The organism is Marinactinospora thermotolerans DSM 45154 (assembly GCF_900167435.1).
In the GTDB taxonomy this organism is placed as follows: Bacteria; Actinomycetota; Actinomycetes; order Streptosporangiales; family Streptosporangiaceae; genus Marinactinospora; species Marinactinospora thermotolerans.
In genome coordinates this window covers 17,858-43,508 of the sequence record NZ_FUWS01000013.1, presented here as the reverse complement: position 1 = coordinate 43,508, position 25,651 = coordinate 17,858, and the positions used below count along the sequence as shown (strand labels likewise).

The 25,651-nt window shown below is 70.0% G+C and carries 27 protein-coding genes and 1 pseudogene; 16 read left to right on the top strand and 12 right to left on the bottom strand.

Annotated elements, in window-relative coordinates:
• Window positions 1-26 precede the first annotated feature (26 nt).
• From B5D66_RS21165 to B5D66_RS21155, 3 genes are all read right to left on the bottom strand, one after another.
• The gene (locus B5D66_RS21165) at window positions 27-644 is read right to left on the bottom strand and encodes a DUF1707 SHOCT-like domain-containing protein (protein WP_078763555.1); all 618 of its coding nucleotides are present in this window, start codon (window positions 642-644) and stop codon (window positions 27-29) included.
• A 47-nt stretch (window positions 645-691) separates the two neighbouring features.
• A complete protein-coding gene (locus B5D66_RS21160) occupies window positions 692-1,321 on the bottom strand; it encodes a DUF1707 SHOCT-like domain-containing protein (RefSeq protein WP_078763554.1) in 630 nt (209 codons plus the stop codon).
• Window positions 1,322-1,424: 103 nt separating this feature from the next.
• Window positions 1,425-2,201, bottom strand: coding sequence for a hypothetical protein (locus tag B5D66_RS21155; RefSeq protein WP_078763553.1), 777 nt, complete (start codon window positions 2,199-2,201; stop codon window positions 1,425-1,427).
• 78 nt (window positions 2,202-2,279) lie between these two features.
• Between B5D66_RS21155 and B5D66_RS21150 the strand changes: the two genes are divergently transcribed.
• Entirely contained in the window at window positions 2,280-3,065 is a 786-nt protein-coding gene (locus B5D66_RS21150) for an ABC transporter ATP-binding protein (RefSeq protein WP_078763552.1), read from the top strand.
• A 347-nt stretch (window positions 3,066-3,412) separates the two neighbouring features.
• Window positions 3,413-4,177 carry a sulfite exporter TauE/SafE family protein gene (locus B5D66_RS21145; RefSeq protein ID WP_078763551.1) on the top strand — a complete coding sequence of 255 codons (765 nt, stop codon included), beginning with the start codon at window positions 3,413-3,415 and terminating at the stop codon, window positions 4,175-4,177.
• 37 nt (window positions 4,178-4,214) lie between these two features.
• Here B5D66_RS21145 and B5D66_RS21140 read toward each other — a convergent pair whose 3' ends face one another.
• Window positions 4,215-4,841: an HD domain-containing protein gene (locus tag B5D66_RS21140; protein WP_078763550.1), complete on the bottom strand. Its 627-nt coding sequence runs from the start codon at window positions 4,839-4,841 to the stop codon at window positions 4,215-4,217.
• Between the two features lie 180 nt (window positions 4,842-5,021).
• On the opposite strand from B5D66_RS21140, the gene B5D66_RS21135 reads away from it, so the two are divergent.
• The 3 genes and pseudogenes from B5D66_RS21135 to B5D66_RS26365 all read left to right on the top strand — a co-directional run bounded on the left by B5D66_RS21135 (window position 5,022) and on the right by B5D66_RS26365 (window position 7,310).
• On the top strand, window positions 5,022-6,443 hold the full coding sequence (locus tag B5D66_RS21135; RefSeq protein WP_327309139.1) for an FAD-dependent oxidoreductase: 1,422 nt from the start codon (window positions 5,022-5,024) through the stop codon (window positions 6,441-6,443).
• A gap of 67 nt (window positions 6,444-6,510) precedes the next feature.
• A pseudogene (locus tag B5D66_RS26370) lies at window positions 6,511-6,852 on the top strand (SDR family NAD(P)-dependent oxidoreductase); the annotation flags it as partial.
• Between the two features lie 41 nt (window positions 6,853-6,893).
• Window positions 6,894-7,310 carry an SDR family oxidoreductase gene (locus tag B5D66_RS26365; RefSeq protein WP_268805623.1) on the top strand — a complete coding sequence of 139 codons (417 nt, stop codon included), beginning with the start codon at window positions 6,894-6,896 and terminating at the stop codon, window positions 7,308-7,310.
• Window positions 7,311-7,433: 123 nt separating this feature from the next.
• On the opposite strand, the gene B5D66_RS21125 is transcribed toward B5D66_RS26365, so the two are convergent.
• Both B5D66_RS21125 and B5D66_RS21120 read right to left on the bottom strand, forming a co-directional pair.
• Complete coding sequence (locus B5D66_RS21125) at window positions 7,434-8,306, bottom strand: prolyl oligopeptidase family serine peptidase (protein WP_078763548.1); 873 nt, start codon at window positions 8,304-8,306, stop codon at window positions 7,434-7,436.
• Window positions 8,307-8,622: 316 nt separating this feature from the next.
• Entirely contained in the window at window positions 8,623-9,195 is a 573-nt protein-coding gene (locus tag B5D66_RS21120; RefSeq protein WP_078763547.1) for a TetR/AcrR family transcriptional regulator, read from the bottom strand.
• A 241-nt stretch (window positions 9,196-9,436) separates the two neighbouring features.
• Here B5D66_RS21120 and B5D66_RS21115 point away from each other — a divergent pair, with 241 nt between their 5' ends.
• Together B5D66_RS21115 and add are read left to right on the top strand one after the other, a co-directional pair.
• Window positions 9,437-10,891 (top strand): GH1 family beta-glucosidase, encoded by a 1,455-nt coding sequence (locus B5D66_RS21115; RefSeq protein ID WP_078763546.1) that lies wholly within the window; start codon window positions 9,437-9,439, stop codon window positions 10,889-10,891.
• A 93-nt stretch (window positions 10,892-10,984) separates the two neighbouring features.
• Window positions 10,985-12,013 carry an adenosine deaminase gene (gene add / locus B5D66_RS21110; RefSeq protein WP_078763545.1) on the top strand — a complete coding sequence of 343 codons (1,029 nt, stop codon included), beginning with the start codon at window positions 10,985-10,987 and terminating at the stop codon, window positions 12,011-12,013.
• A gap of 17 nt (window positions 12,014-12,030) precedes the next feature.
• Here the strand turns inward: add and B5D66_RS21105 are convergent, their stop codons facing one another.
• Window positions 12,031-12,633: a pyridoxamine 5'-phosphate oxidase family protein gene (locus B5D66_RS21105; protein ID WP_078763647.1), complete on the bottom strand. Its 603-nt coding sequence runs from the start codon at window positions 12,631-12,633 to the stop codon at window positions 12,031-12,033.
• A gap of 399 nt (window positions 12,634-13,032) precedes the next feature.
• Window positions 13,033-13,968: a CapA family protein gene (locus B5D66_RS21100; protein ID WP_327309136.1), complete on the bottom strand. Its 936-nt coding sequence runs from the start codon at window positions 13,966-13,968 to the stop codon at window positions 13,033-13,035.
• A 216-nt stretch (window positions 13,969-14,184) separates the two neighbouring features.
• Here B5D66_RS21100 and B5D66_RS21095 point away from each other — a divergent pair, with 216 nt between their 5' ends.
• The 3 genes from B5D66_RS21095 (at window position 14,185) to B5D66_RS21085 (ending at window position 17,873) form a co-directional block, all read left to right on the top strand.
• Window positions 14,185-14,643, top strand: a complete 459-nt coding sequence (locus B5D66_RS21095) for a Fur family transcriptional regulator (protein ID WP_078763544.1) — start codon at window positions 14,185-14,187, stop codon at window positions 14,641-14,643.
• 92 nt (window positions 14,644-14,735) lie between these two features.
• Window positions 14,736-16,181: a catalase gene (locus B5D66_RS21090; RefSeq protein ID WP_394330077.1), complete on the top strand. Its 1,446-nt coding sequence runs from the start codon at window positions 14,736-14,738 to the stop codon at window positions 16,179-16,181.
• 564 nt (window positions 16,182-16,745) lie between these two features.
• The gene (locus tag B5D66_RS21085; protein WP_078763543.1) at window positions 16,746-17,873 is read left to right on the top strand and encodes a chaplin; all 1,128 of its coding nucleotides are present in this window, start codon (window positions 16,746-16,748) and stop codon (window positions 17,871-17,873) included.
• A 123-nt stretch (window positions 17,874-17,996) separates the two neighbouring features.
• On the opposite strand, the gene B5D66_RS21080 is transcribed toward B5D66_RS21085, so the two are convergent.
• On the bottom strand, window positions 17,997-18,506 hold the full coding sequence (locus B5D66_RS21080; RefSeq protein ID WP_078763542.1) for a lytic polysaccharide monooxygenase auxiliary activity family 9 protein: 510 nt from the start codon (window positions 18,504-18,506) through the stop codon (window positions 17,997-17,999).
• A 653-nt stretch (window positions 18,507-19,159) separates the two neighbouring features.
• On the opposite strand from B5D66_RS21080, the gene B5D66_RS21075 reads away from it, so the two are divergent.
• The 5 genes from B5D66_RS21075 to B5D66_RS21055 are packed head-to-tail and all read left to right on the top strand — an operon-like array spanning window position 19,160 to window position 21,732.
• Window positions 19,160-19,993, top strand: coding sequence for an SURF1 family cytochrome oxidase biogenesis protein (locus B5D66_RS21075; protein WP_327309131.1), 834 nt, complete (start codon window positions 19,160-19,162; stop codon window positions 19,991-19,993).
• A 46-nt stretch (window positions 19,994-20,039) separates the two neighbouring features.
• A complete protein-coding gene (locus B5D66_RS21070) occupies window positions 20,040-20,873 on the top strand; it encodes a class I SAM-dependent methyltransferase (RefSeq protein WP_078763540.1) in 834 nt (277 codons plus the stop codon).
• A gap of 1 nt (window position 20,874) precedes the next feature.
• Complete coding sequence (locus B5D66_RS21065; RefSeq protein ID WP_078763539.1) at window positions 20,875-21,126, top strand: Smr/MutS family protein; 252 nt, start codon at window positions 20,875-20,877, stop codon at window positions 21,124-21,126.
• Between the two features lie 49 nt (window positions 21,127-21,175).
• The gene (locus B5D66_RS21060; RefSeq protein WP_078763538.1) at window positions 21,176-21,454 is read left to right on the top strand and encodes an antitoxin of toxin-antitoxin stability system; all 279 of its coding nucleotides are present in this window, start codon (window positions 21,176-21,178) and stop codon (window positions 21,452-21,454) included.
• Complete coding sequence (locus B5D66_RS21055) at window positions 21,451-21,732, top strand: type II toxin-antitoxin system RelE family toxin (protein WP_078763537.1); 282 nt, start codon at window positions 21,451-21,453, stop codon at window positions 21,730-21,732. The genes B5D66_RS21060 and B5D66_RS21055 overlap by 4 nt, the downstream gene beginning before the upstream one ends.
• A gap of 616 nt (window positions 21,733-22,348) precedes the next feature.
• Here B5D66_RS21055 and B5D66_RS21050 read toward each other — a convergent pair.
• From B5D66_RS21050 to B5D66_RS21040, 3 genes are all read right to left on the bottom strand, one after another.
• The gene (locus B5D66_RS21050; protein ID WP_078763536.1) at window positions 22,349-22,795 is read right to left on the bottom strand and encodes a Clp protease N-terminal domain-containing protein; all 447 of its coding nucleotides are present in this window, start codon (window positions 22,793-22,795) and stop codon (window positions 22,349-22,351) included.
• Window positions 22,796-22,929: 134 nt separating this feature from the next.
• Window positions 22,930-23,622 carry a class I SAM-dependent methyltransferase gene (locus B5D66_RS21045; RefSeq protein WP_078763535.1) on the bottom strand — a complete coding sequence of 231 codons (693 nt, stop codon included), beginning with the start codon at window positions 23,620-23,622 and terminating at the stop codon, window positions 22,930-22,932.
• A gap of 37 nt (window positions 23,623-23,659) precedes the next feature.
• Complete coding sequence (locus B5D66_RS21040; RefSeq protein WP_078763534.1) at window positions 23,660-24,625, bottom strand: alpha/beta hydrolase; 966 nt, start codon at window positions 24,623-24,625, stop codon at window positions 23,660-23,662.
• A gap of 127 nt (window positions 24,626-24,752) precedes the next feature.
• Between B5D66_RS21040 and B5D66_RS21035 the strand changes: the two genes are divergently transcribed.
• A complete protein-coding gene (locus tag B5D66_RS21035) occupies window positions 24,753-25,562 on the top strand; it encodes an SDR family NAD(P)-dependent oxidoreductase (protein ID WP_078763533.1) in 810 nt (269 codons plus the stop codon).
• Window positions 25,563-25,651 lie beyond the last annotated feature (89 nt).

The window sequence follows — 25,651 nt, the reverse complement described above, 5'->3', positions numbered from 1 at the left end:
GGACGGGGCCGGCGAGTGCCGGCCGGTCACCGCGCCTTTTTCTTCTTCGGTTTCTTCACCCGGACGTCGATGCCGCCGAACAGGCAGGTCCCGGTCAGCCGGATCGTGGGCGAGTTGGGGTCGGTCATGGTGTCGACCCCGTTCATGCTGGTGCCGCCGAAGATGGCGGTGGTGGAGTTGATCACCCGGACACCGGGGGGAACGATGATGTCGAGCCCGCCGAAGATCACGGCGCACTGGATCACCACCTCGCGTCGGCTCAGCACGGCCTCGCGCAGGTCGAGGTCGATGCCGCCGAAGAGGACCGAGGCGTTGGTGTGGGGTTCGACCAGCCAGCGGCCCTTGCGGTCGGCCCCGCCGAAGACGGCGATGATGTTCTCCCGCCCCTGTCCGCCGGCCGCGATCCGGTGGGCCTCCTCGGAGGAGACGGACAGTCCGGTGGGCTCGTCGGTGGACGGGACACCGGCGGCCGGGAGGTCGGCGGTGATGGGGACGAGGTCGCCGAGGGTTTTGGAGCGGTACAGCGCGTCGATGCGTTCGGAGTGCTCCTCGGGGGTGAGCCGCCCCTCAGCCAGTGCTTCGCGGAGCCGGTCGGCGACCCGGTCACGGTCGGCATCCGAGGCACGGATGTGGTCGGGCTCCATCGCGGTGCTTCCTCCTGGCTGGTCAACGGGTCCGTGTGTGATCAAGATTACTTCTTGGCTTCGCGGGAGCGGGTGCGTACGCTGACACCGCCGAACATGCACAGCCCGGTGAGAAGGACGACGGGGGCGTCCGGGGCGGCCGGGTTGTCCAGCTCGGCCGTGCTGACGCCGCCGAACAAGGCGGAGACCCTCGAGCGCACCCGTACCCCTGGCGGGACGGTGAGCGTGAGCCCGCCGAAGATCACGGCGCACTGGATGACGACCTCGGATTGGCTCAGCACGGCCTCGCGCAGGTCGAGGTCGACGCCGCCGAAGAGGACCGAGGCGTTGGTGCGTGGTTCGACGAGCCAGCGCTCCTTGCGTTCGGCCGCGCCGAACACGGCGACGATGTTCTCCGAGCCGACACTGGAGGCGAGCAGGTTCGGGTCGGCGCCGACGAGGTTCGGGGCGGGCGCGCTGGGACGCGCGCCCCCGGGCAGGTCGGCGGTCAACGGCGCGAGTTCGCCGATGGTCTTGGCCGCGTAGACGGCCTCCAGCCGCTCACCGTGCTCGTCGTGGTCGAGACGGCCTTCGGCCAGGGCCTCTCCCAGCAGCGCGGCGACACGGTCGCGGTCGGCATCCGACGCGCGCAACGATCCTGGGTCGGGGAGGGGAGCCGGGGTGTGAGGGTTCGCCATGATTCTCAGTATCGGTTCGTCTGGTCGGGCCCGGGATCCGGAGACGACCCTGGCGTTCCCCTGACCTTCGACCGTCCCGACCCTGATCGTCTTGTGGCGGAGGTCAACCGCCGACCGCGGAACAGTAGGCGGCGACCCTGGCCCGGCGGACCGCGCCGTCGAGGAGGCGCAGTGCCTCGCGCCGCGCCCGCATCTGGGCGGTGTCCAGTCCCCGACCAGGGTCTTCGCCGGCGAGGTGGACCACGACGGCCAACCGGTCGGCGAGGGCGGCGACCCGGTGTGCCCGCGGGGGATGGCCCGGGGGCAGCCCCGGCGTGGGGGAGCGCTCCGCGTCGCGCAGGGCGGACAGGGCCCGGACGACCTCGGGCCCCCACGGGGCGATGTCGTCGATCCGTCCGAACAGGTCGGTCGACTCGCGTACCGCGAGGGTGAGCCGGTGTTCGGCGTCGGCCAGGGGGAGCGGTTCGGGCATGCTGTCGACGGCGGGGTAGGGCGTCCAGAGGACACCCACGTAGGATGAGCCCCGCCGGTCTTCACCGGGGACGAGCCCCACCTGTCGGTCGCCCAGGCGCACCAGTACGGCCTCGCGGGCCTCGATCGCGGCCTTGTTGAGCTCTGCCGGCCCCACGAGCCCCAACGGGTCGCCGGGGACCGGCAGGCACAGCCGGAACGCGCTCAGGCCGCGCGGGCGCAATCCGGCCAGCGCCGCGCGTAGCGGAGTCCCGGCCGTGATGAGCGGGTCGCCGTCGGGGAGGGCGCCGACGACGTGGGGACCGGTGTTCCGCTCCACCGCGTCGACCGCGTCGTCCAGGCCGACCCGGCCGGACAGCCACGCGTTCCCCCAGGCGGTGAGCGGTGCGGAGGACAGTTCTCGAAGCATCGGTGCCAGCCTAGATCGGCCGCCGGACCACCAGGGGCGTCCAGTATGTTCGCTACTCGGGCGCGACGAAGGAGAGCGATGAACGGGCATGTGCTGCGCATGAGCGGTGTGGGCGTACGCCGGGGGGCGGCGGAGCTGCTGCGCGACGTGGACTGGGTCGTTGAGGAGGAGGACCGCTGGGCCGTCATCGGGCCCAACGGGGCGGGCAAGACGACGCTGTTGCGGATCGCCGCGACGCAGTTGTTCCCGACGTCCGGATCGGTGGACGTCCTGGGCGAACGCATGGGCGAGGGAGACGTGTTCGAGCTCCGGCCGCTCATCGGGTTCGCCGGGTCGGCGGTCGCCAACCAGGTGCCCGACACCCAGAACGTCCTCGACCTCGTCATCAGCGCCTCCTACGGTTACCTGGGCCGTTGGGGGGAGGAGTACGGGCAGCCCGACCACGACCGTGCGTATGCGATGTTGGGGCAGTGGGGGGCGCGTCACCTCGCCGATCGGGCGTTCGGCACGCTGTCGGAGGGGGAACGCAAACGGGTGCTGATCGCCCGGTCGCTGATGTCCGACCCGGAGCTGCTGCTGCTCGACGAGCCCGCCGCGGGGTTGGACCTGGGTGGGCGCGAGGACCTGGTACGCCGCCTGGCCACGTTGGCCGCCGACATCGACGCCCCGGCACTGGCGGTCGTGACCCATCACGTCGAGGAGATCCCGGCCGGATTCACGCACGGCCTGCTGCTGCGTGAGGGGCGGGTCGTGGCGGCGGGGCCGTTGGAGTACGTCATGACGGCCGACAACCTCAGCGAGACGTTCGGCCTGCCCCTGAAGGTGGAGCGTGTGGGCGACCGTTGGAGCGCGCGGGCGGTCTGATCGCTGTCGCCGCCGGCCGGGTCGCCGCAACGCCCGGCCGGCGCGTCGGCCCCGCGGTGCGCGCGTCTTTCCTCGGTGGTGGGCAAGCGTGCGGGGGGCGCCCGAACGCTCCCGCCGTAGGAGGGCCGGGAGGCCCGTCCGGACCTGACGGCCGACACGCCGGGGCGGCGTCGGGCCGTGCGCGTCCAGCGCGGCGCGTACCGTCCAGCCCGTCCCCTCCCTTCCCCCGGGGGGCGCCCACGCCTCACCGACACCAGATTCGTACACTGTATGCAAATCTGGTTCGGGCGTCATGGCACGGACAGGGCCGAAACGGGCGCGCGGCGTCCCCGACACGAAGGGCGCGGATGACGTGGTGGGAGGCGCTCGCCGTTCTGGCGGCGGGCATCGGCGCGGGGGGAATCAACGCGGTCGTGGGGTCGGGGACGCTGTTCACGTTCCCGGTGCTGCTGGCGCTGGGATACCCGCCGGTGGTGGCGACGGTCTCCAACAGCATCGGCCTGGCGCCGGGGTCGCTCACCGGCGCGATCGGCTACCGGCGTGAACTCGCCGGCCAGCGGACCCGGATACTGCGCTTCGGCGCCATGTCCTTCCTCGGCGCGATCACCGGCTGCGTGCTCCTGTTGACCCTGCCGGAGGAGGTCTTCACCTTCGTCGTCCCGGTCCTCATCCTGCTCGCCTGCACCCTGATCATCGCCCAGCCGCGGATCAACGCCTGGATGCGGCGACGGCGGCCCTCCCGCCCCAACGGTGGGCCACTGCTGCCGCTGGGGGTCTACGGAGCAGGCGCCTACGGCGGCTACTTCGCCGCCGCGCAGGGCATCGTCCTGATCGGGCTGCTGGGTTCGGCGCTGGACGACGACATCCAGCGGATCAACGCGCTGAAGAACGCGCTGACGTCGATCGTGAACGGTACCGCCGCGGTCTTCTACATGATCTTCGCCAACCCGAGCTGGCCGGTGGTCGGACTCATCGCCGGAGGGGCGATCGTCGGCGGTTATCTCGGGGCCAAGGTCGGCCGCAGGCTCAAGCCGCTGGCGCTGCGCATCCTCGTCGTGGTCATCGGGCTGACCGCGGCCGTCCAGCTGCTCATGGACGCGCTGGGCGGCTGAGCCCGTGCCCGGTGGCGGGCACGGGCGGGGTGAACGGCTACTTCCGCGAGAAGTAGCCGCGGCGGTCGGCGTCCTCGATGAGGGCGGTGGCGTAGGAGCCGAGCGCCTCGGACCCCTCGGCGATGATCCGGACCTTCTCCAGCACCTGGTCCTTGGTGACGCCGTACTGCACCCAGGTTCCGCCGTCGGTGTGCCAGTTGGCGAGCATGGGGGCGAGCCGGTCGATGGCCTTGGCGAAGCGGGCCTCGGGGGTGAGGCGGGCCTCGAACTCCTCCCACAGCCCGCGCGCGTAGGTGGCCTGGTCCTTGGGGAGCAGGGCGAAGATCCGGTCGGCGGCGACCCGTTCGCGCTCGGCCTGGGAGGCCGACATGCGCGTGTCGTAGACGAAGGTGTCCCCCGCGTCGATCTCGACGATGTCGTGGACGAGGAGGAGCTCCACCACGTGTTCGATGTCGGTCCCCTGGGGCGCGTACTCGGCGAACACCCGCGCGGTCAGGGCGAGGTGCCAGGAGTGCTCGGCGTCGTTCTCCCTCCGGGAACCGTCGACGAGCAGGTTGCGGCGCAGGATCCGCTTGAGCTTGTCGACCTCAAGGATGAACCGGAGCTGGGCCGTGAGTCGTTCGTGATCAACCCCGCTGGCGTACACCGGTGCCGGTTCAGTCACGTAAGTCGCCCTCCTAGAGAAGCTTGTCGCACGCGGGTCCCGGTGGAGAGGCGCTTGGCCACCTGGCGGAGCGGCGGCAGGGGGCGCTGGGGCCGTCCGGGCCGGGGAGGACACGCGTGATTAGCCATCACGTTAACCAAAACCAGGGGAAGATGCTCAGCCCACCATGGGGATGATCCCATGGAACGCGCACACGCTGACGCGAGAGCGTCCACCGAGGGAGGCTGCATGGAGCGACGGGTTAACGGCCGGTCACGTCTCATCGTGGTTGGCGGTGATGCCGGGGGGATGAGTGCCGCCTCTCAGGCGCGCCGCCGACGCGGTCCCGACGACCTGGAGATCCTCGCCCTGGAACGTGGCGCGCACACCTCTTACTCGGCGTGCGGCATCCCGTACCTGGTCGGGAAAACGGTATCGAGTGCCGACGAGCTGATCGCCCGCGCCCCCGACACCTTCCGCCGAGATTACGCCATCGATGTGCGCACCGGTACCGAGGTGACGGCCATCGACCTGGAACGACGTGTTGTCGGGATGATCGGTGGGGATGGGATGTTTCACGAGGAACATTTTGATCACCTCCTGATCGCGACCGGAGCCGTGCCGCGCCGTCCCGACCTTCCCGGTGCCGACGCCCAGGGGATCCATGGGGTGCAGACCCTCGATGACGGCATCCGGCTGCGCGCCGAGGTCGATGAGCGCTCCCCACGTCGCGCGGTGGTGGTCGGCGGCGGCTACATCGGGTTGGAGATGGCGGAGGCGTTCCTCGAACGGGGTGTCGAGGTCGACCTCATCGAGGCGGGGCCCGAGCCCATGGGCACGCTCGATCCCGACATGGGCCGTTTGGTGCGTGACGCGGTATGCGAGATGGGGGTGCGCTTCTTCCCCGGGACACGGGTGACCGGATTCGACACCAAGGACGGCCGGGTGCGCGCGGTCCTGACCGAGGACGCCGAGTTCCCCGCCGACATCGTCGTGCTGGGCATGGGGGTCCGGCCCAACAGCGACCTCGCGCGACAGGCCGGTCTGGAGGTCGGGCCCACGGGTGGGATCGTCGTCGACCCCCGGATGCGCACCTCGGTCGAAGGGGTCTGGGCGGCGGGTGACTGCGTGCAGACCGTCCACCGGATATCGGGGGCGCCCGTCGCGATCGCGCTGGGCACCCACGCCAACAAGCAGGGCCGGGTCGCGGGTATCAACATCGCCGGTGGGTACGCGCGCTTTCCCGGCGTCGTGGGGACGGCCATCACCAAGATCTGTGGGGTCGAGGTCGCGCGCACGGGGCTCGGCGAGGCCGAGGCCCGGCGGGCCGGGTTCGAGTTCGAGACGGTGACGGTGAGGTCCTCGACCCGTGCCGGGTACTACCCGGGAGCCTCGATGATGACGCTCAAGCTCATCGCCGAGCGCCGGACCGGCCGGTTGCTCGGCGGTCAGATCGTCGGTCGCGAGAACGCGGGCAAGCGTGTCGACGTGCTGGCCACCGCGCTGTGGAACGAGATGACCGTCGAGGAGATGGCGGGGATGGACCTCGGATACGCGCCGCCCTTCTCACCGGTGTGGGATCCGGTCCTCGTGGCGGCGCGGAAGCTGGAAGGGGCTCTCTGAGGGAGAGTGGCGTATCAGCGCACGTCAGAGCGGCGATGGCGAGAGTGGCATCCCGAATAGGACGTAAATGGTTTTTGTCTGTTTTTGGGAGGATTCTCGTGTAGAACAGGTTCGACGACAAGGTCGTCCCATCGCCGGCGGAGGCTCGGGACTGGGCCGGGCCACCGCTCTCCAGGTGGCCCGCGAGGGCGCGAAGCCCGCCCTTGTCGACCTGAACGAGGAGGGCCTCGCCGAGGCGGCCGCCGCCGTCAAGCGGGTCGCCCCGCAGGCCGAGGTCACCACGATCGTCGCCAACGTCGCGGCCGAGGACGGCACACGTGGCTACGTCGACAAGACGATCGAGGTCTACGGCCGCATCGACGCCTTCTCCGGCAACGCCGGCATCGAGGGCGGGCAGGACCTCACCCAGGACTTCGGGGCGAGGAGTTCGACCGTGTCGTATCGGTCAACCTGCGCGGGGTCTTCCTCGACCTCGAGTACGTCCTGCCCGTCATGCGGGAGCAGGGCCACGGCACGGTCGTCGACACCACCCGCGTCGGCGGAATCCGGGGTGTGGGCGACCGGTCCGGCTACGCCGCCTCCAAGCACGGCGTCGCCGGCCTGACCCGCGGCTCCGGCGTCGAGTACGGCCGGTTCGGGATCTCCGTCAAGGCCATCGCCCCCGGCGCCATCGTGACTCCCATGGTCGAGGCCTCGCTCAAGCAGATCGACCCCGTCAACCGGGAGGCCGCGGGCAAGGAGTTCGTCAGCGTCAACCCGACGAAACGGTCCGGCGGGCCGGTGGCGGCCTTCCTGCTGTCCGACCAGTCCTCCTCCAGCAACGCCACGGTCGTCGCGATCGACGGCGGGCAGTCCGAGAAGTACTGACCCGTTCCACGAGGACGGTCACACCGCCCTCGCCAGGCCCGCCGCGTTACGGGGGCGGACCGATCGCGTCGGCGCTCGGTGGGGCGGCGCGCGGAGAAGGAGCGCGGCGGGACACGGCGCGGATCAGCGGAACCGTACCGTCTCCTCCACCGCGGAGGTCAGGTGCAGGTGGAACCACTCGGTGAGCGCGCGGTCGACCAGCACGCTGCCGGGGGTCGGTGGTCCGGGGACCAGGCCGGGCTCGGGGCCCATCGTGTGAGCGAGGTCGGGGATCACCACGTGGCGCAGGGCCGGTGCCGGATGGTAGGGGGCGAGCGCGTCGTGGAAGGCCTGGCCGTGCTCGGGGCGGATCACCTCGTCGAGCCCGCCGGTGATCACCAGCAGGGGCGGCAGGGGCGCCCGCGCGCCGATCTCGGCGGCCCGCGCGGTGAAGTCCAGCCAGGCCGCGGCCTCGCGTGACTGCTCGCTCCAGTGGTAGGCGATGCCGAGATGGCGCTCGCGCGCCGCGAGCACCGGGGTGGGGTCGATGATGGGGTTGACGACCGCCATCGCGCCGATGGGAAGCCGGCTCTCGGCCAGCGCGAGAAGGGCCGCGGCCCCGCCGGCGCCGACCCCCGCCAACCCGAACGGACCGTCGTGGACGGGGAAACGTTCCCGCAGTTCCTCGGCCACCTCCACGAGCTCCATGGCGGCCTGCTCGATGACCGGACCGTAGAGGTGGAGGAGGTAGTCGGACTGGCCGAGATGGTTGACCTCGGCGACGCCGCCCTTGGGCAGGCGCGCCCCGAACATGGGCAGACCGAGGTAGAAGCGCCACGCGGGCAGGCGCGTCAACGGCAGTGTCCCGGCCAGGGCGGCCTCACTGCGCGGTGGCTCGAACGCGTGTAACGCGATGACCATCGGAGCCGCTCCGCCATCGTAGGGCGGCACCGCGACGTAGGGCACTCCGGCGGCGAATCCGGTCAACGGCCGGGCGAGCGTGCCGTCTGCTACCACTGAGGGTCCCTCCCCTGATCGAACCCCTCGTTACCGGACGCCGCGAGGACGGCCGGTCATACGCCTTGTCGTGTGGAGCCGACGAGGACGGAGCCGTCGGGAGCCCGGGGCACCGTGACGGCTGGGCACGTGGACAGGACGCTGCCACGCCACTCCCCCGTGACGTGTCGGCGCCGCTGCGCGTTCCCCCGATAGCCGACCGCCGTAGCGTCCGGTCCACCGTGTTCATCCTGCCAACCCGGGCACCGTCGTGAGGGTGCCGCGGTGAAATTACCTTATCGCCCTTTTTGTGAGAAACGTGGATCTCGTCCGAAATCTACCGTGGACCGAAGTGCCGACTGAGATAACTGTGGACGAGGAGTTTCGCTTCGGTGATCAGTGTCGGATCCCCATCCGGATCGTGGCGGAAGGCCAGTTTGAGGACCGCGTCGGAGGCTTCGACCGCGACCATGACGGCGCGGTCGAGTTCCTCTCCCTCCTTGGCCTCGGTGGTCGTGACGACGAGTTCGCGCAGTCGATTGGCGATGACCTGGTTGTTGTCCGCCTCGGGATCGAGGAGCCGGACGTCCACGACGTCACCGAAGTGCAGGCTGCGGAAACCCGGCACCGTCCGGTGCATGTCGATGTACTCGTCGATGATGGCCTCGACCGCCTCGGTCCAGTGCTCGAACGCCTCCTCGGCCAGGCGCTGGGTCACCCGCATGCTGAACAGGTCCAGGTAGCGCAGCCCCAACGCCTGGGTGATGGCCTTCTTGTCGGGGAAGAACTGGTACACCGACCCGATCGCCACACCGGCGCGTTCGGCGATCCGGGTGGTCGACAGCTCGCCGTAACCCCCCTCGTCGAGGAGCTCGGCGCAGGCGTCGAGCATCCGTTGCACGCGGGCCATGCTGCGCTGCTGTGCCGGAAGCCGGCGCAGGGGGGCGTGCGCCAGGGCAGGCTGGGACGTGTCGACACGCGCGTGGCGGGAGAGGGGCGGGGTGCCCGATCCGTCGGGGGTTCCGGAATCGCGACGCGGCCAGGGCGTGGCGGACGCGGAGCTGCGGGAAGTAGTCGTCACGTCTCTATCATGCCTTTCTGAATTCAAATGGTTCCCGTACTATTCCGGTTTTGGACGCGCGTCCGGTGGCATGAACCGTTCTGGCCACTTCCGGACTTCTCGTGTGTTCCCGGCCGGACACGCTCCCAGAGGAGTTGACGTGCCAAGCACCGACCATTCCGATTCGTCCACCGTTCTCTTCCCCAGGGATTTCCTATGGGGGGTTGCGACAGCGGCCTACCAGGTCGAAGGCGCGTCCGAACAGCGGGGAGCCTCGATCTGGGACGAGTTCTGCCGCATACCGGGCCGAATTGCCGACGGGTCCTCTGGGCGAGTCGCCTGTGATCACTACCATCGATTCCCCGGCGATGTCGCGTTGATGGCCGAACTCGGACTTAGCGCCTATCGCTTTTCCATCTCCTGGCCGCGGATCATGCCGCTGGGGCGGGGACGGATCGATACGGCGGGGGTCGATTTCTACGCCCGGCTGATCGATGAGCTCCTGGCCGTGGGTATCGAACCGGTCCCCACGCTCTACCACTGGGACCTTCCCCAGGCCCTGGAGGAGGAGGGCGGCTGGCTCGTCCGGAGCACCGCCGAACGCTTCGCCGACTACGCGCGGGCGGTCGCCGCCCGTCTCGGCGACCGGGTCACGCGCTGGATCACCCTGAACGAGCCGTTCGTGCACATGGCCTACGGCTACGCCTTCGGCGTGCACGCACCTGGCCGGACCCTCATGTTCGACGCCCTTCCGGTCGCCCACCACCAGCTGCTGGCGCACGCCTTGGCGGCCCGCGCGCTACGTGACGGTGGCCACCAGGTGCTCCTGGCCCACAACCACACCCCGGTCGTTCCGGCGAGCGGCGCGCCGCAGGACCGGGCCGCCGCCCAGGTCTACGACGCCCTGCACAACAGGCTCCTCCTCGACCCGCTCCTCCTGGGGCGTTACCCCGACCTGGCGGCACTGGCGGCGCTGGGGGCCCCGGACCTCGGGGATTTCGTGCGGGACGCGGACCTGGACCTGATGGCCGGGTCGTTGGACGGGCTCGGCGTCAACTACTACATGCCGACGCTCGTCGCCGCACCGGGGCCAGGGGAGGCGCTGCCCTTCGCCCTGCCGGACTACACCTCCCGGTTTCCGGGCACGCCGGTGACGGCCTTCGGCTGGCCGGTGGCGCCGGAGGGGCTGTACCGGGTGTTGACCGGGCTGCGTGACCGTTACGGTGCCGCGCTTCCGCCGCTCCACGTCACCGAGAACGGTTGCTCGCGGGCCGATACCCCGGACGGGGCCGGGCGCGTCGCCGATCCCGAGCGCATCGACTACCTCGACCGTCATCTGCGGGCCCTCGTCGCGGCGAAACGGGACGGGGTGGATGTCCGTGGCTATTTCGTGTGGTCGCTACTGGACAACTTCGAGTGGGCGGAGGGGTTCACCCAGCGCTTCGGCCTGGTGCACGTCGACTACCGGACCCAGGCGCGCACCCCCAAGGACTCCTTCGCCTGGTACCGGGACCGCATCGCCCGCGCTCGGGCCGGTACGGCGTGACGCCCGTCGGAGGCCCGGGCGTTTCTTACTTTTTGGGGTTAAAAACCCCCGCGTTTCCTTGGAGGGAGGGGAGAAGATCAGTAACGTCGCGGCATGACCGCTGCCGCAGAGATCCCCTCCAGCGTCGAGGCCTTCATCCGCGACCTGCCCAAAGTGGAACTTCACGTCCACCTGGAAGGGTCGATGCAGCCCGCCACGCTGCTCGAACTCGCCCGCAAACACGGCGTCGACGACCTACCGGACACGATCGAGGCGATCGCCGACTACTACGAGTTCCGCGACTTCCCGCACTTCATCGACGTCTATATCAACTCGGTGCGGACGCTGCGCGACGAGTCCGACTTCGCGCTGTTGACGCGCGACGTGGCGCGTCGCCTGGCCGCACAGAACGTCCGCTACGCGGAGGTGCACCTCAGCCTCTACAACCACCTGCTGCGGGGTGTCCCCGCACAGGTGGTGTTCGCCGGGGTCGAGCACGGGCGGATCGAGGCCGAGCGCGAACACGGCATCCGGTTGCGCTGGATCCCCGACTTCCCCGGCGACTACGGGGTCGAGGCGGGTGAGAGGACCCTGGAGGCGGTGCTCGCCCACGGCCCCGCCAGCGTCGTCGGCTTGGGCATCGGCGGGATCGAGGTGGACCGCGACCCGTTCGCCGACGTCTACGCGCGGGCCCGGGCCAACGGGCTGCACAGTCTGCCCCACGCCGGGGAGAACGGCGGTCCCGGACGGGTCTGGTCGGCGATCCGGGTCCTGGGGGCCGAACGCATCGGCCATGGCATCGACAGCATGAAGGATCCCGAGCTCGTGGCCTATCTGCGGGAGACGCAGCTTCCCCTGGACGTCTCACCGACCTCCAACCTGCGCACCCGCGCCGTCGAAGCGATCGGGGACCACCCGTTGCCGCGCATGGTGGAGGAGGGGCTCATGGTGACGCTCAACTCCGACGACCCGCCGATGTTCGGGACGGACCTGACCAACGAGTACCGCACCGCCTACCGGATCGGCCTGGGGCTCGACGACCTGGCGGGCCTGGCCCGTAACGGCGTCACGGCGTCCTTCCTGGACGACGCGGCGAAGCGGGAACTGACCGCGGAGATCGACGCCCTGGTGGCGCGCTCCTGAGGCGAGGGGCGGCGGCGTCAGCCCCTGGTGCGCAGCGGATCGCCCGACCAGGGGCTCGGCGTCCCCTTGGCGTCGAAGAAGTCGCCCCCCTTGCGGCGCATGTCGTCGCTTCCCCAGTTCGCGGGCTCCTGCGCGTCGACCCTGCGCATCCGCGGGATGTGCTTGCGGCAGTGGATGTAGGCCTCCTCGACCCGCGCCACCACCCACATCTGCGCGCGTTGGCCGGGGACGGCCGGTTCCGGCAGGTCGGGGCTGTGCCGGCGGAGTTCCACGTCGTCGAGGATGGCGGCGCGCCCGTTGACGTGCAGGCCGATGTGGTCGCGCTCGAAGTCGAGGAACATGAGACCGATATGCGGGTTCTCGCGGATGTTCCCGACGCTGGCGAGGACCCCGTTGCCCCGGTACTCGGGGTAGGCGAGGGTGCGCCGGTCGATGACGTGGACGAAGCCGGGCGGGCCGGCGCGCAGACTGGAGTCGCATTCGCCGCGTGAGTCGGAGGTGGCGACGAACACCATCTCCTGGCGTGCGATGAATTCGCGCATGCGGGGGTTGAGGTGGTCCAGGACCTGGTCCCGGTAGAAGCGTCGGGCGCGCTCCGAGGTGCCGTACAGCTCCTGCATGTGATGCTCACCGGCCGAGCCCGGGAGGCGTCCCGAGTCCTCCCCGGGCTGCTCCTGCCAGTGGGCGCGACGGTCGCCGGTTTCGGACATGCTCCCTCTCCATCTGCGATGATCGCGCCTGATTGTGCCATCTTCAACCTAGTTGTGGCGAGAAGAAGACGGAGTGAGGCCTTTCGCCTCTTGCTGTTTTGCTCCCGATTAGTGGCGATTTGTCGATAAAAATGGCTCCCGGTATTTCCTCAGGAGGCGGCCTCTGAACCAGAGGGGCCATCCAGTCCGGTCGCACAGGTGCTCCGGTCTTCCGCCCAGGTCAGTGGCGCCTGTTCCGCCGCCGCCCCCTCGTACAGGACGGGAACGCCCCCATCGTTCCGGGTGGGAAGCCACTCGCCCTCGATGACCTCATCGCCCGGCATGGCCAGCCGCAGTACGCCGGTCTCGGCGGTGGGAGGTGTGGAAGGCGAGGTTCCCCAAGCCGTAATGGACGTAGGCGCCGTCGAGGTGGCCGCCCGGTCCGAGGACGTGGGAGTGCCCGCCGACGACGGCGGCGGCGCCGGCCTCGACCAGCCGCCGGGCGAGATCGGACGCGTGCGGCAGTGGGCAGTGGTCGCCCTCACGGCCCCAGCGCAGGAACACGACGACGGTGTCGGCCTCGGCGGCCCGGACCGCGGTGACCAGCCGTTGGGGGTCTTCTCCCTTGGCGGAGGCCAGGCCGGCGGTCCACTCGGCCATCAGGTGGTCGTCCAGGACGTCGGTCGCCCCGAAGAGGGCGACGCGGTTGCCGGAGGCATCGAGGGCGTGCGGGGCGTAGGCGGCATCGGCGTCTGGACCGGCGCCCACGAGGGGGAGGCCGGCCTCCCCCTCGTGGGCGAGGGTGTCGGCCGGACCGGCGGGTCCGTGGTCCATGCCGTGGTTGTCGGCGAGGGGGGCGACGTCGAGGCCCGCCTCACGGAGCGCGGTGAAGGCCGTCGCGGGCGCGCGGAACAGGAACCGCCCGCCCGGAGCCGGCGTGCCGGCCTCGGTCACCGCCGTCTCCGGGTCGACCATCGCGATGTCGGCGGCGGAGAGCGTGGAGCCGACGTCTCCCAGCGCCTCCGCGGGGGAGGCGTCCAGCCGGGAGCGGAGCACGCCCTCGAAGTGGACGTCGCCGCCGAAGGCGATGGTGAACGGCACGGGGAGGCGGCCCTTTCGCCCCCCGCTCGGGCAGGACGCGCCGGCGACGGCCTCGGCTCCGGAGCCGAGCGCCGCTCCGTCGGCACCGCAGGACGTGGTGGTGAGGACGAGGAGGGCGAGCGCGGCCCGTAGCCGGTGGGACGTGCCGAGGGGGATGGGGGGCACGCGGACTCTGAATGCGTGAGTGAGACGCAGGTCGCACTCGTGACGCGCTCCGGGGATGGTGAGTTGTCGGAGTTCTCCGATGCGCCTGGTTGTGACTTGGGTCACCGCCAGCGGCGCACCCCCTCGGTGGGGCTGTCCACTGTGTCATACTTCACGGCTTATCTGTACTCGCTCGTTTTCTTGAGCTATTCCAGTTTGTGTCCTATGCTTGCGGCCATGGACAACGCCACCGACCTCCGCGCGGCCGGTCTGCGGGTCACCGCGGCCCGGCTGGCGATCCTCGACGCGGTCCGGGAGGGCAACCACCTGGACGCCGAGCACGTCGCACAAGCGGTCCGCGGCAAAGTGGGACACGTATCCACCCAGGCGGTCTATGACGCGCTCCACGCGCTGACCGGCGCCGGACTGCTGCGCCGCATCGAGCCCGCCGGTTCGCCGGCGCGCTACGAGGCGCGCGTCGGGGACAACCACCACCACCTCGTCTGCCGTGAATGCGGTGAGGTCACCGACATCGACTGCGTCGTGGGAGAGGCTCCCTGCCTGGAACCGTCGCAGACGAACGGCTACACCATCGCCGCGGCCGAGGTCGTGTTCTGGGGCGTGTGTCCGAACTGCCAGACCAAGGATGGCGACTCCTCCGGCGACAGCGTCGGCGCCCCCGCGCGCCCGGCGTGACGCCCGATCCCCGCGTCCGATCCCTCCCGGCGTAACCGGGTTCCTCCGCGAGCCACGAGGCCGGCTTGATCATGACCCGAAAGGTGCAAGCAGTGGTTGCTTACAGCACGGACGACAACGGTATCCCGGCACCGAGCGACGGTCTCTCGCAGTCGGTGGGCCCCAACGGCCCGCTGTTGCTGCAGGACCACTTCCTGATCCAGAAGATGGCGCACTTCAACCGCGAGCGGGTGCCCGAGCGCGTCGTGCACGCCAAGGGCGGCGGTGCCTTCGGTGAGCTGGAGATCACCGAGGACGTCAGCCAGTACACCAAGGCGGACCTGTTCCAGAAGGGCAAGAAGACCCCGCTGCTGCTGCGCTTCTCCACCGTCGCCGGTGAGCTGGGCAGCGCCGACACCGCCCGTGACCCGCGTGGTTTCGCCCTGAAGTTCTACACCGAGCAGGGCAACTACGACATCGTCGGCAACAACACGCCGATCTTCTTCATCCGCGACCCCTCGAAGTTCTCCGACTTCATCCACTCGCAGAAGCGGCGTGCCGACAACCAGCTGCGCGACCACAACATGCAGTGGGACTTCTGGACCCTCAACCCCGAGTCGGCCCACCAGGTCTCCTTCCTGATGACCGACCGCGGCACCCCGAAGACCTGGCGTCACCAGCACGGCTTCGGTAGCCACACCTTCCTGTGGTACAACGCCAACGGCGAGAAGTTCTGGGTCAAGTACCACTTCAAGACCGAGCAGGGCATCGAGAACTTCACCGCGGCCGAGGCCAAGGCCTTCGAGGCCGAGGACCCCGACCTGCACCGCCGTGACCTGTGGGAGTCCATCAAGAAGGGCGACTACCCGGCCTGGACCGTCAACGTCCAGATCATGCCCTTCGAGGACGCCGCCGACTACCGGTTCAACCCGTTCGACCTCACCAAGGTGTGGCCGCACGCGGACTACCCGGAGATCACGATCGGCCGGTTCGTCCTCAACCGGAACCCGGAGAACTACTTCGCCCAGATCGAGCAGGCGGCGTTCAGCCCGTCCAGCCTGGTGCCGGGCATCGCGATGAGCCCGGACAAGATGCTTCAGGGCCGGCTCTTCTCCTACCCCGACACCCAGCGCTACCGGATCGGCCCGAACTACCTGCACCTGCCGGTCAACCAGCCGAAGTCCCCGGTCAACAGCTACAACTTCGACGGTCCGATGGCCTACCGCTACGGTTCGGACCCGGTCTATGCCCCCAACACCGTTGGTGGCCCGGCCGCGGACCCGGAGTTCCACAAGGGCGAGAGCTACCACGTCGCGGGTGAGATCGTCCGCTCCGCCTACGACCTCCACAAGGAGGACGACGACTTCGGTCAGCCGCGCGCGCTGTGGGAGAAGGTCCTCTCCGAGACCGACCGCGCCAACATGGTGAGCAACATCGTCGGCCACGCCTCGGCCCCCGAGGTCACCGCCGACATGAAGAAGCGTGTGGTCGAGTACTGGACCAACGTCCACCCCGACCTCGGCGCCGGCGTCGCGAAGGGCCTCGGCGTCCAGGCCTGAGTGATCGTCCAGGTGGTCGGTCTGTGAGGCCGACCGCCGCCCGCACCCCGGGTGGGATCTCGGTATCCCGCCCGGGGTTTTCTTTTTGCTACTTTCGCGCGTGTTGACGGAATGATCCACATTTCTCCCTTCAACTATATTTCGTAGGAAATTAGTAATCCCCTCTTCTGGACTCGGGTTTTTCCAGGGAAAGCGTTCCGTGTGGTGACGGCGGTAAGCTGATCTTGCTCTGAACGGAGCCGTGAGCTGCGTCGACTCTCGGTCCGGGGGTGATGTGCGCTCTGCGGGAGTTTCGGGGGATTGCCGAAATTCGGCGGAAAAAGCCTGCCTTCCGCGCAGGGCTGCTAACGTAACCATTCGTCGGCGCGCCGGAGCGGGAAAACGTACCTTCCGGATGTCCCGTGCCGAGAAGGGTCGCTCCGGCCGTCGATGTCAGAGCGAGGAAACGTCCGGGGATCCCCGTACCTCGAAAGCGACCCGTGCTTCACCGACCCCCACCGCGGTGACGATCCGCCCTTGATGGGTCACTTTCCGTAACGCATTGAGCGAAAGGTCCTTCCGAACATGCGCAAGAAGCTCTACACCTCGGCCTCCGCGGCCCTGCTGGCCGCGGGGCTCACCGGGGCCTTCGCCCCCCACGCGGCGGCCGACCAGCTGACCGATGGAACCGGTGGAGTGGTCGCCGGCAACCAGGTCAGCGTGCCCGCCGACATCAAGGCGAACCTCTGCGGCAACTCCCTCGCCGTCCTCGGGATCTCCGAGGCCGAGTGCACGCAGGTGGCCAAGGTCCTCTACGCGGCCAGCGGCAAGGGGCAGGCGAGCCAGCAGACGGACGGCTCGGGCGGGATCGCCAGCGGCAACCAGATCAACATCCCGGTGGACGCGGCGATCGAGGTCTGCGGGAACTCCGTGGCCGTCGGTGGGATCTCCGAGGCCGAGTGCACCAAGATCGTCGAGAAGGTGGCCGACTCCCAGGAGAACGAGCAGCGCACCAGTGGCGCCGGCGGGATCGCCAGCGGCAACCAGATCAACGTCCCCGTCGACGTCGCCGTCAACATCTGCGGCAACTCCATCGGCGTCCTCGGCATCTCCAAGGCCGAGTGCAACACGGTCATCAACGTCATCCACGAGGCGCCGGAGAACAAGGCGGGCGGCCAGCAGACGGACGGCTCGGGCGGGATCGCCAGCGGCAACCAGGTGACCGTTCCGGTCGACGCCGCGGTCGAGATCTGCGGCAACGCCGTCTCCGTGCTCGGCCTGGGCGAGGCCGAGTGCGTCTCCGAGATCTCCGACGAGCAGAAGCCGCCCGCGGAGGACCCCAAGCCCGGGGACGACTGCAAGGGCAAGGACGAACACGGTTACGACACCGACTGCGAGGAGCGGCCGGGCGGCGACAAGCCCGGTGGCGAGGAGCCGGGCGGCGAGCGGCCGGGTGAGGGTAAGCCGGAGGAGCCGGGTGGCTCCGAGGGGCCGGGGACCCCGGGTGGTCCGGGCGACACCGAGGGGCAGAGCGGGCCTGGCGGTTCGGACGGCACCAGCGCGGACGAGTCCGCGACGCCCGGCGGTCTGCCGGTGACCGGTGCGGCCCTGGGCGGCCTGGTCGCCGCCGCGGTCGCGGCGGTCGGCGGTGGTGGCGCCGCCATGTACCTGGCCCGGCGTCGTAAGGCCGCCGCCGCGGCCGGCGAGGAGTAGTCCCGCGCCCAGGTGACGACGCGGCGCCCCCGGACCTTGCGGTCCGGGGGCGCTGTGCGGTGCGCCGACACCCTCTCCCGGTGAGCGCGGCGCGTGTCCGGCGGTCCTCCTGCTGTGTTCGGATCAGCTGACGTTGATGTCGATGCAGGAGTAGAAGGCGTTGGCGGTGTCGGCGATGTTCCAGACGGCGAGGAGCTTCTGCTTGCCGCTGTAGCCGTTGAGGTTGATGGTGTGGTTGACGGTGGAGCCGGGGCGGGCGCCGCCGTCGTTGAACACGGCGACGCGGGTGGAGCCGATGTAGTACTCCCACGTGCTGGTGGCGTGGGCGGCGGTGATACGCCAGGTGAGGTTGAGGGAGCGGCCGACCGGGGTGACCTGCCAGCCCTTGTTGTCGTCGTCGAGCTCGGCGAACCCGGCGTTGCCGCCGCTGCAGCTGCGCAGACCCTTGGGGCCCTCGACGCTCTGGGGCTCCCACTGGATCGCGCCGCACGAGACGACCCGGGCGGCGCACTGGGCCTGCCGGCTGGCGGGGGAGGAGACGTAGCCGTGGGCGTGGGCGGTGCTGGCGGGCAGCAGCACGAAAACGAACGGGGCGATCGCGGCGGCGGAGAGCAGTTTACGCTTCAACGACATGGCGGGTTCCTTATTGTAATGCGGAGGTATTTCCGATCCGATGGTCTGTTGTTGCGCCGGGAAAACGGCATGGAAAGCGGGGGAAAGGGGCGGGCGTTCCCGGGCGAGAAGGTCGTCGCCGGCCTCCTCGCCCGGTGGGGGACTCTGTTGCGGGGATTCTCGACTCCTCTGGACTTTCCGGAAAAGCGCTGATGGAAGCTGGGGTATGGCGGTTATTCCGGATTCTCCAGCTGGTCTAGACCGTATTTTGCTGTTTACTATGAGTCAAGAGGTGGTTTTCCTCTGATTCGGCTTCCTTGGCGAGGTCGGGGGCGTGAGAGTTCCGCCGCTTCGCCGGGGCTCTCTCCCGCCTGGTTCCATTTCCCTGGAATTGCCGAGGGGCGATGATCTGCGTCTTCGCCGCGGCGTGCCGGGCACTGGTCTAGTCCGGTACACGGCCGGGCGGGACGGTCGAATGTTGTGCATTGCACAAAAAGTGAGGGATTGCTTACCTTTGGGATTGATTTCTCGCGAGGACCGCGTCACCGGCCGGGACGGCGCCCGGTGGCGAGGGGGAGGCGTGTCCCCCCGCTCCTCTTTCGCCAGGTAAGGAGGGGAGCCTGTTACGCCGGGTCGATGCGGACGACACCGGGGGATCTCATAGCCTCGAAGACGTGCTCCGTGTTCTGTTCTCATCGCGCATGCTGGCGTTTCACGCCCTGGTGCTGCTGGTCGTCCCCTCCTTCATCGCCTTGGGGATGTGGCAGTACGGGCGCTGGGAGGTCAAGGCCGCCGCCGCGGACCTCCAGGAGGCCAACCTCACCGCCTCCCCCGTGCCGCTGGCCCAGGTGACCGAGGTCGGGGGTGAGGTCCGGCGGGAGGACCGGTGGAGGACCGTCACCGCGACCGGCGAGTACGACACCGGGAACGAGATGCTCGTCCGCAACCGCGACGGCTCCGGTGGGGTGGGTCTCCACGTCGTCACCCCGTTGGTCACCGACGACGGCGCGGCCGTGCTCGTCAACCGGGGGTGGGTGCCCCAGCCCCCCTCCTCGGCACAGCAGCCGGAGGTCCCCCGGGCGCCCGAGGGGGAGGTCACGGTCACCGGGCGCGTGCAGTTCGGCGAGACCCCGGAGAACACCGGCATCCGGCCGCGAGAGGGCCTGCCCGAGGGGCAGATCATGATCATCGACCTCGACGAGATCGGCCGGGAGCTGCCCTACCCGCTCTATGGCGGGTACGTGGAGCTCACCGCGCAGGACCCGCCCTCGGACCCGGCTCCCGAGGTCGTCTCCCCGCCCGAGACGAACACCGGCATGAACCTGTCCTACGCCGTGCAGTGGTGGGTCTTCGCGGTCATCGCGGTGGTCGGCTGGTTCTTCCTGATGCGCAAGGAGGTCCAGGACTCGAGGAACGCCGGCGGCGAGGACGGTCCTGGCGGGGACGGTGGCGGGGGAGGGCCGCAACGCCCCCTGCCGACCCCGGCCGAGCCCTCTGCCACCTCCTGAGCCGGCTCCGTGGCCGTGGGACCCCTCGGCCTGGCAGGATCGCGCTATGAGCGAGGACCTGACGCACCCGTCCGTGGCCCGGATCGCGCGCCGTGGGGCCGATCCCGACGAGAGCGCCCGTGCGAGCCGCGTCTGGTGGGAGCGCGAGGCCGACGAGTACCAGGCCGAGCACGGCGACTTCCTGCGCGATGTCGGCTTCGTGTGGGGACCGGAGGGGCTCGACGAGGAGAAGGCCCGGCTCCTGGGCGATCCGGCCGAGCTGTCCGGGGCGCGGGTCCTGGAGGTGGGGTGCGGGGCCGGGCAGTGCGGACGCTGGTTGCGCGCCCAAGGGGTGGACCGGGTGGTCGGCGTTGACGTCTCGTTGCGCCAGCTCCAGCACGGATTGCGCATTGACGAGGCCACCGGGTGCTCGCTGGCGACCGCTCAGGCCGACGCTCAGCGACTGCCCTTCGTCGACTCCGCGTTCGACGTCGTGTGCTCCGCCTATGGGGCCTTCCCCTTCGTCCCCGACGCCGTCGCCGCCCTGCGGGAGGTCGCCCGCGTGCTGCGGCCGGGCGGCCGGTTGGCGTTCTCGGTCTCGCATCCGGTCCGGTGGTGCTTCCCGGACGATCCCACCGGGAGGGGCCTCACCGCGACCGAGTCCTACTTCGACCGTCGTGCCTATGTCGAGGAGGACGACGAGGGGCGGGCGCTCTACGTCGAGCACCACCACACGGTCGGCGACTGGGTGCGCGCGATCACGGCCGCCGGCCTGTCGCTGATCGACCTGGTCGAGCCGGAGTGGCCCGCCGACAACGAACAGGTGTGGGGCGGTTGGAGCCCGCTGCGTGGGCGGATCCTCCCCGGCACCGCGATCTTCGTGGCGCGGAAGGGGGATTAGCGTGCGACTCAAACTGGACCTGCACGACATCTACAACCGTGGTACCGACATCGACCGCGCGTTGCGCGACATCCTCGACGAGGCCGTGCGCACCAAGGCGAAGACGGTCGAGATCATCCCCGGCAAGGGGTCGGGGCAGTTGAAGAAGCGGGTCCTGCGCTTTCTCGACCGCAAGGACGTCCGGCCGCTCTACCACCGGGTGGAGAAGGACTCCAAGAACTTCGGCCGCCTGTGGATTCATTTTCGTCATTGATGCGCCCCCAAGGGGCGCCAAGTTGGCCAACTTGGCGCACGATGGTGGCATGAGTGCTGATCGTGTCGAGCTGTCCGTGGCCCAAGCCCGTGACCACTTCTCTGAACGTGTGAACAGAGCCGCCTATGGAAACGAGGTCACCTATGTGACGCGCGGGCGTAAGCGTGAGCGGGTCGCGGCAATCGTTCCGATCGAGCTGGTCGAGGCCTATGAGGCGATGATCGATCTTGAGGACGGGCGCATCGCCCACCAGAGGCTGGAGGAGATCCGGTCCGGCGACGCCGAGGTCGTGTCCGCCGAAGAGGTGGCCAGGGAGCTCGGTCTGTGACGAACGAAGGATCGCGCGTCTTCGAGGTCGTGTTCGATGGCAGGGCCGGTAAGGAGCTCGGCAAGCTGGACAAGCCCGTAGCTCGCCGCGTGTATGCGGCTGTGATGGCCTTGGCCGAGGAACCGCGTCCAGAGGGAGGCCGTCGGCTCAGCGGTCACACGGATCTCTGGCGTATCCGGGTGGACGACCACCGGGTGGTCTACTCGATCGATGACGGCCGACTCGTCGTCGTGGCTCTGCGTGTCGCCCATCGTCGTGGGGTCTACAGAAAACTCTGAGGGCGGTCTTCCGCAAGTGCGCGCACCCGAGAACTTCGGCCGCCTGTTCGTCCGCTGCCGCCACTGAGGTAGGAACCGATGGTCGCCGACGTGGCCGAGTCGGCGTGGTACGGCGGCATGGGTGGCACCTTTCTCGAACTGTCGGTGGCCCGGGCTCGTGTCCGCTTCATCCCGGTGGGTGGACGGGGTGGCCTTCGGCGACGGGATCGCCCGGGCGAAACGGGGGCGCGAGCGGGTCGCGGCGATCGTCCGGGCCGAGCCGGCCGGGGCCTGCGAGGGGTTTCCCGACCGGTGGGACGGGCGTGCCGCACACCGGTGGCTGGAGGGGCCCGGTCCGGCGACGCCCAGGACGTGTCCGTCCGGGACGCCGCCGGGCTCGGCCCGTGACGGGCGATCGCGTCCCGGGGCACGTGGTGTTCGGCGGGTGGGGAACCGGCCGGACAGGTCCGTGATCCAGTGTGGGGATCCGGCCGTGACGGCCCTGGCCGAGGAGCCGCGGCCAAAAGCACGTCGTCGGCCTAGAACGGTCCAGGGCCGTGTCCCTGTGGGCGGCCGCCGCGGGTATCGGCTCCACGATGGCGGGGGTCGGGCCGGTGGGGTGTGTCGTCCGGCCCGGTCACACGTCGAGCAGGCGTTCGGCTGCGGCCCGTACGGCGGTGGCGTCCACGCCGATGTCGGTGAGGGACCGCGCGACGGCGGGATCCTCCAGGGAGGCGAGCAGGATGTGGCCGCCGCCGATGTGACGGTGCCGGTGGGCCAGGGCGATGCGCAGCGACCGCTCCAGCGTCTTCTTCGCCTCCGTGGTGAATGGCCGGTGCCGTCCGCGGGACAGCCGTGCGAGCGGGCCGCGCGGTGGTGTGGAGGGGAGGGCGGCGACCTGCCGGCGCAGCCTGTGGATGTCGGCGCCGTTGTCGTGGAGGAGGCGCGCGGCGGTGGACTCCTCCTGGGCGAGCAGGCCGAGCAGGAGGTGTTCGGAGCCGATGTGGTGGTGGCCGGCGTGGCGGGACTCGTCCTGGGCGAGTTTCACCGCCTGGCGGGCGTCGATGCGGAAGCGTTCGAACATGGTCTGCCTCCCGGTGGCGTGGGGCGTCCGTGTTCGTCAATGTAGGTTGACGCTTCGGGGTTGTCAACCCTGGTTGACTTTCGGGGAAGGGAAAGGCCCCGTGCCCGTCCGGACACGGGGCCAAGGGCGGCAGGTCACTCGGTGGGCTTGCGCAGGTGATGGATCCAGGCCGGAGGGATGTTCGGCAGCACGCGCTCGGTGCCGATGCCGTAACGGTCCACCCACTCCTGCACCACCCAGCTCGACCGCGCCTGGCGCAGGTAATCCTCGCGAGGGGCGATCACCGCCTTGACCTCCTTGGTGTAGAGGTAGCCGAAGAAGGACAGGTGCCCTCCCGGCTTGAGCACGGTGAAGTAGTACTCCAGGATCTCGCGGACCTCCTCGGCGGTGAAGTTCGCGAACGGCAGGCCGGAGACGATGACGTCGAAGCGGCGATCCGGGCCCAGGTCGGTCACCAGGGCCTGGTGGACCGTCACGCGGTCGGCGACCCGAACGAAGTCCGGGTCGGTCGCGAGCAGGTCCGCGAGATGGCCGACGAAGTGCGAGTTCGGCTCGACCAGGTCGAGGGTGTCGCCCGCGCGCATGTGCCGCACGATCGCCCGGGACACCGCTCCGGTCCCGGCACCGGCCTCAAGGATCGTCAAAGGCGCGCTGGGATCCTCACGTTCGTCGACGAATCGGGTCAGCGCGTTGGCCAGGGCGGGGCCGCTCGGGGCGATCGCTCCGGTTGCGCGGAAGGTCCGCAGTGCCTGCCGGAGGAAGAGGCCGACGTCCCGCAGTCGTTGGTCAGGGCGGAGGGATCCGGAGGGGCTCTGTGTCGCTGCCATGTGGGGAACGGTACTGCCTGGGGGCCTAAGGGCACCGTCAATCCGGGCAACGTGTCCGGCTCAGCACGGCCCGCAACGTTCCCGTGACGACGTCCTCGGCCTGGCGGCAGGGAGGGAGCGACTCCCCCATCCCGAACATGCCGTGGAATCCCCCATTGATCCGTACGGTGGTCGCGGGGACCCCCGCGGCGGCCAGCGCGCGGGCGTAGGCCTCGCCCTCGTCCCGCAGGGGATCGAAGTCGGCGGTCACGACCAGGGCCGGGGCCAGCCCGGACAGGTCACCGGCGCGGATCGGCGACGCCCGGAAGTCCGTGGCGTCCCGTGGATCGCCCAGGTACTGTCCGGCGAACCAGTGCATGCCCTCGGAGGTCAAGAGGTAGCCCGTGCCGTTGGAGATCCGCGACTCGTAGGGGGTGCCGGGGCGGACGGGATAGCCGCCCAGGTCGATGACCGGGTATACCAGGGCCTGGAAGGCGAGTTCCGGTCCACCGCCGTCGCGGGCCAGGATCGCCGCGACCGCGGCCAGCCCACCGCCGGCGCTGTCCCCGCACACCGCCAGCCGGTCCGGGTCGACGCCCAGGGCCGAGGCGTTGTCGCCGACCCAGCGCAGGGCCGTGAAGGCGTCCTGTACCGCGGCGGGAAAGCGGTGCCGGGGGGCCAGCCGGTAGTCGACGGCGACCACGACGACGCCGCTGCGCGCCGCGATCAACCGGCAGATGTGGTCGTGGGTGTCGAGGTCCCCGAAGACGAAGCCGCCGCCGTGGTAGTAGACCACGGCGGGAAGCGCGGCCTGCCCGGGATCCGGATGGTAGTGGCGCGCCCCCAGGGGGCCGCCGGGGCCGGGGATCTCCAGGTCGCGGACCAGGGCGACGCGGGGCGCCGGCGTCTGCGGCCAGGCCCCCCGTGGCGGATGCGATGTCCGCGCGGCCTGCCCCGAGTCGACGGGAGGCACGGTCGTGCTCAGGCCGTCGATGAACCTGCGGATCGTGGGGTCGAGGGTCATGGAGCGGCGTCCTCCCTGCACTGTGCGGTCACTCGGATCCGGGGTGGATCCGGCACCATAGTCGCTTCCCCCCGCCGCGTCAGGCAGACCGGTGGAATGCCGCGGGCGCGGGGTAGCATGCGGCGGTATGAGCCCCAACCGCGTCCGCACCGCCCTGATCACCGGAGCCTCCAGCGGCATCGGCGAGGAGTACGCCCGCCAGCTCGCCCAGCGGGGGTTCTCCCTGGTCCTCGTCGCCCGCCGGGGCGACCGGATCGCCGATCTCGCGGCGGAGCTCACCGACCGGCACGGTGTGCGGGTCGAGTCCCTGGCGGCCGACTTGGCGGAGGAGGAGGGGCTCCTCCGTGTCGAGGAGCGCCTGCGCGCCGACGGGACCGTCGAGCAGGCCCCTGTCGATCTCCTGGTCAACAACGCCGGGCGGGGGGCCAGCGACGGGCTCGCCGGGCAGGACGTCGCGGCCATCGACGGCATGATCGAGCTGAATGTGCGCGCGCTCACCCGGTTGACCCGAGCGGTGCTTCCGGTCCAGATCGATCGCCGCGAAGCCGGGATCACCGACCGCCCCATGGGGGTGATCAACGTCGCGTCGATGGCGGGCCTGCTCCCGGCCTCGCCCCTCGGCGCCGTCTACGCGGCCACGAAGGCCTACGTGGTCTCGTTCAGTGAGAGTGTCGCCCTGGAGGCGGCGCCGCACGGCCTGAAGGTCACGGTCGTCCTTCCCGGTTTCGTGCGCACGGACATGACGAGGTCGATGCAGGAGAGCGGCGCGCCCGACATCGCGTTCGTCCCCAAGGAGCGGGTCGTCACCGACTCCCTGCGCGCGTGGGCCGCGGGTATGGCCCGCGTCGTGCCCGGCCCGCAGTACCGGGCGGCGAGTTGGGTGCTGCGGGCGGTGCCCCACGGGGTGTTCCGCGGCATCGCCCGGCGAATGCGCTGATTCGGTCCCGGTCTCCAGCGGTGTGCGGCGGTCCGTATCCGGTCTGGTCACGACGTCGTCGGTCCCCGTTCCCCGGGTCGCGGCACGTA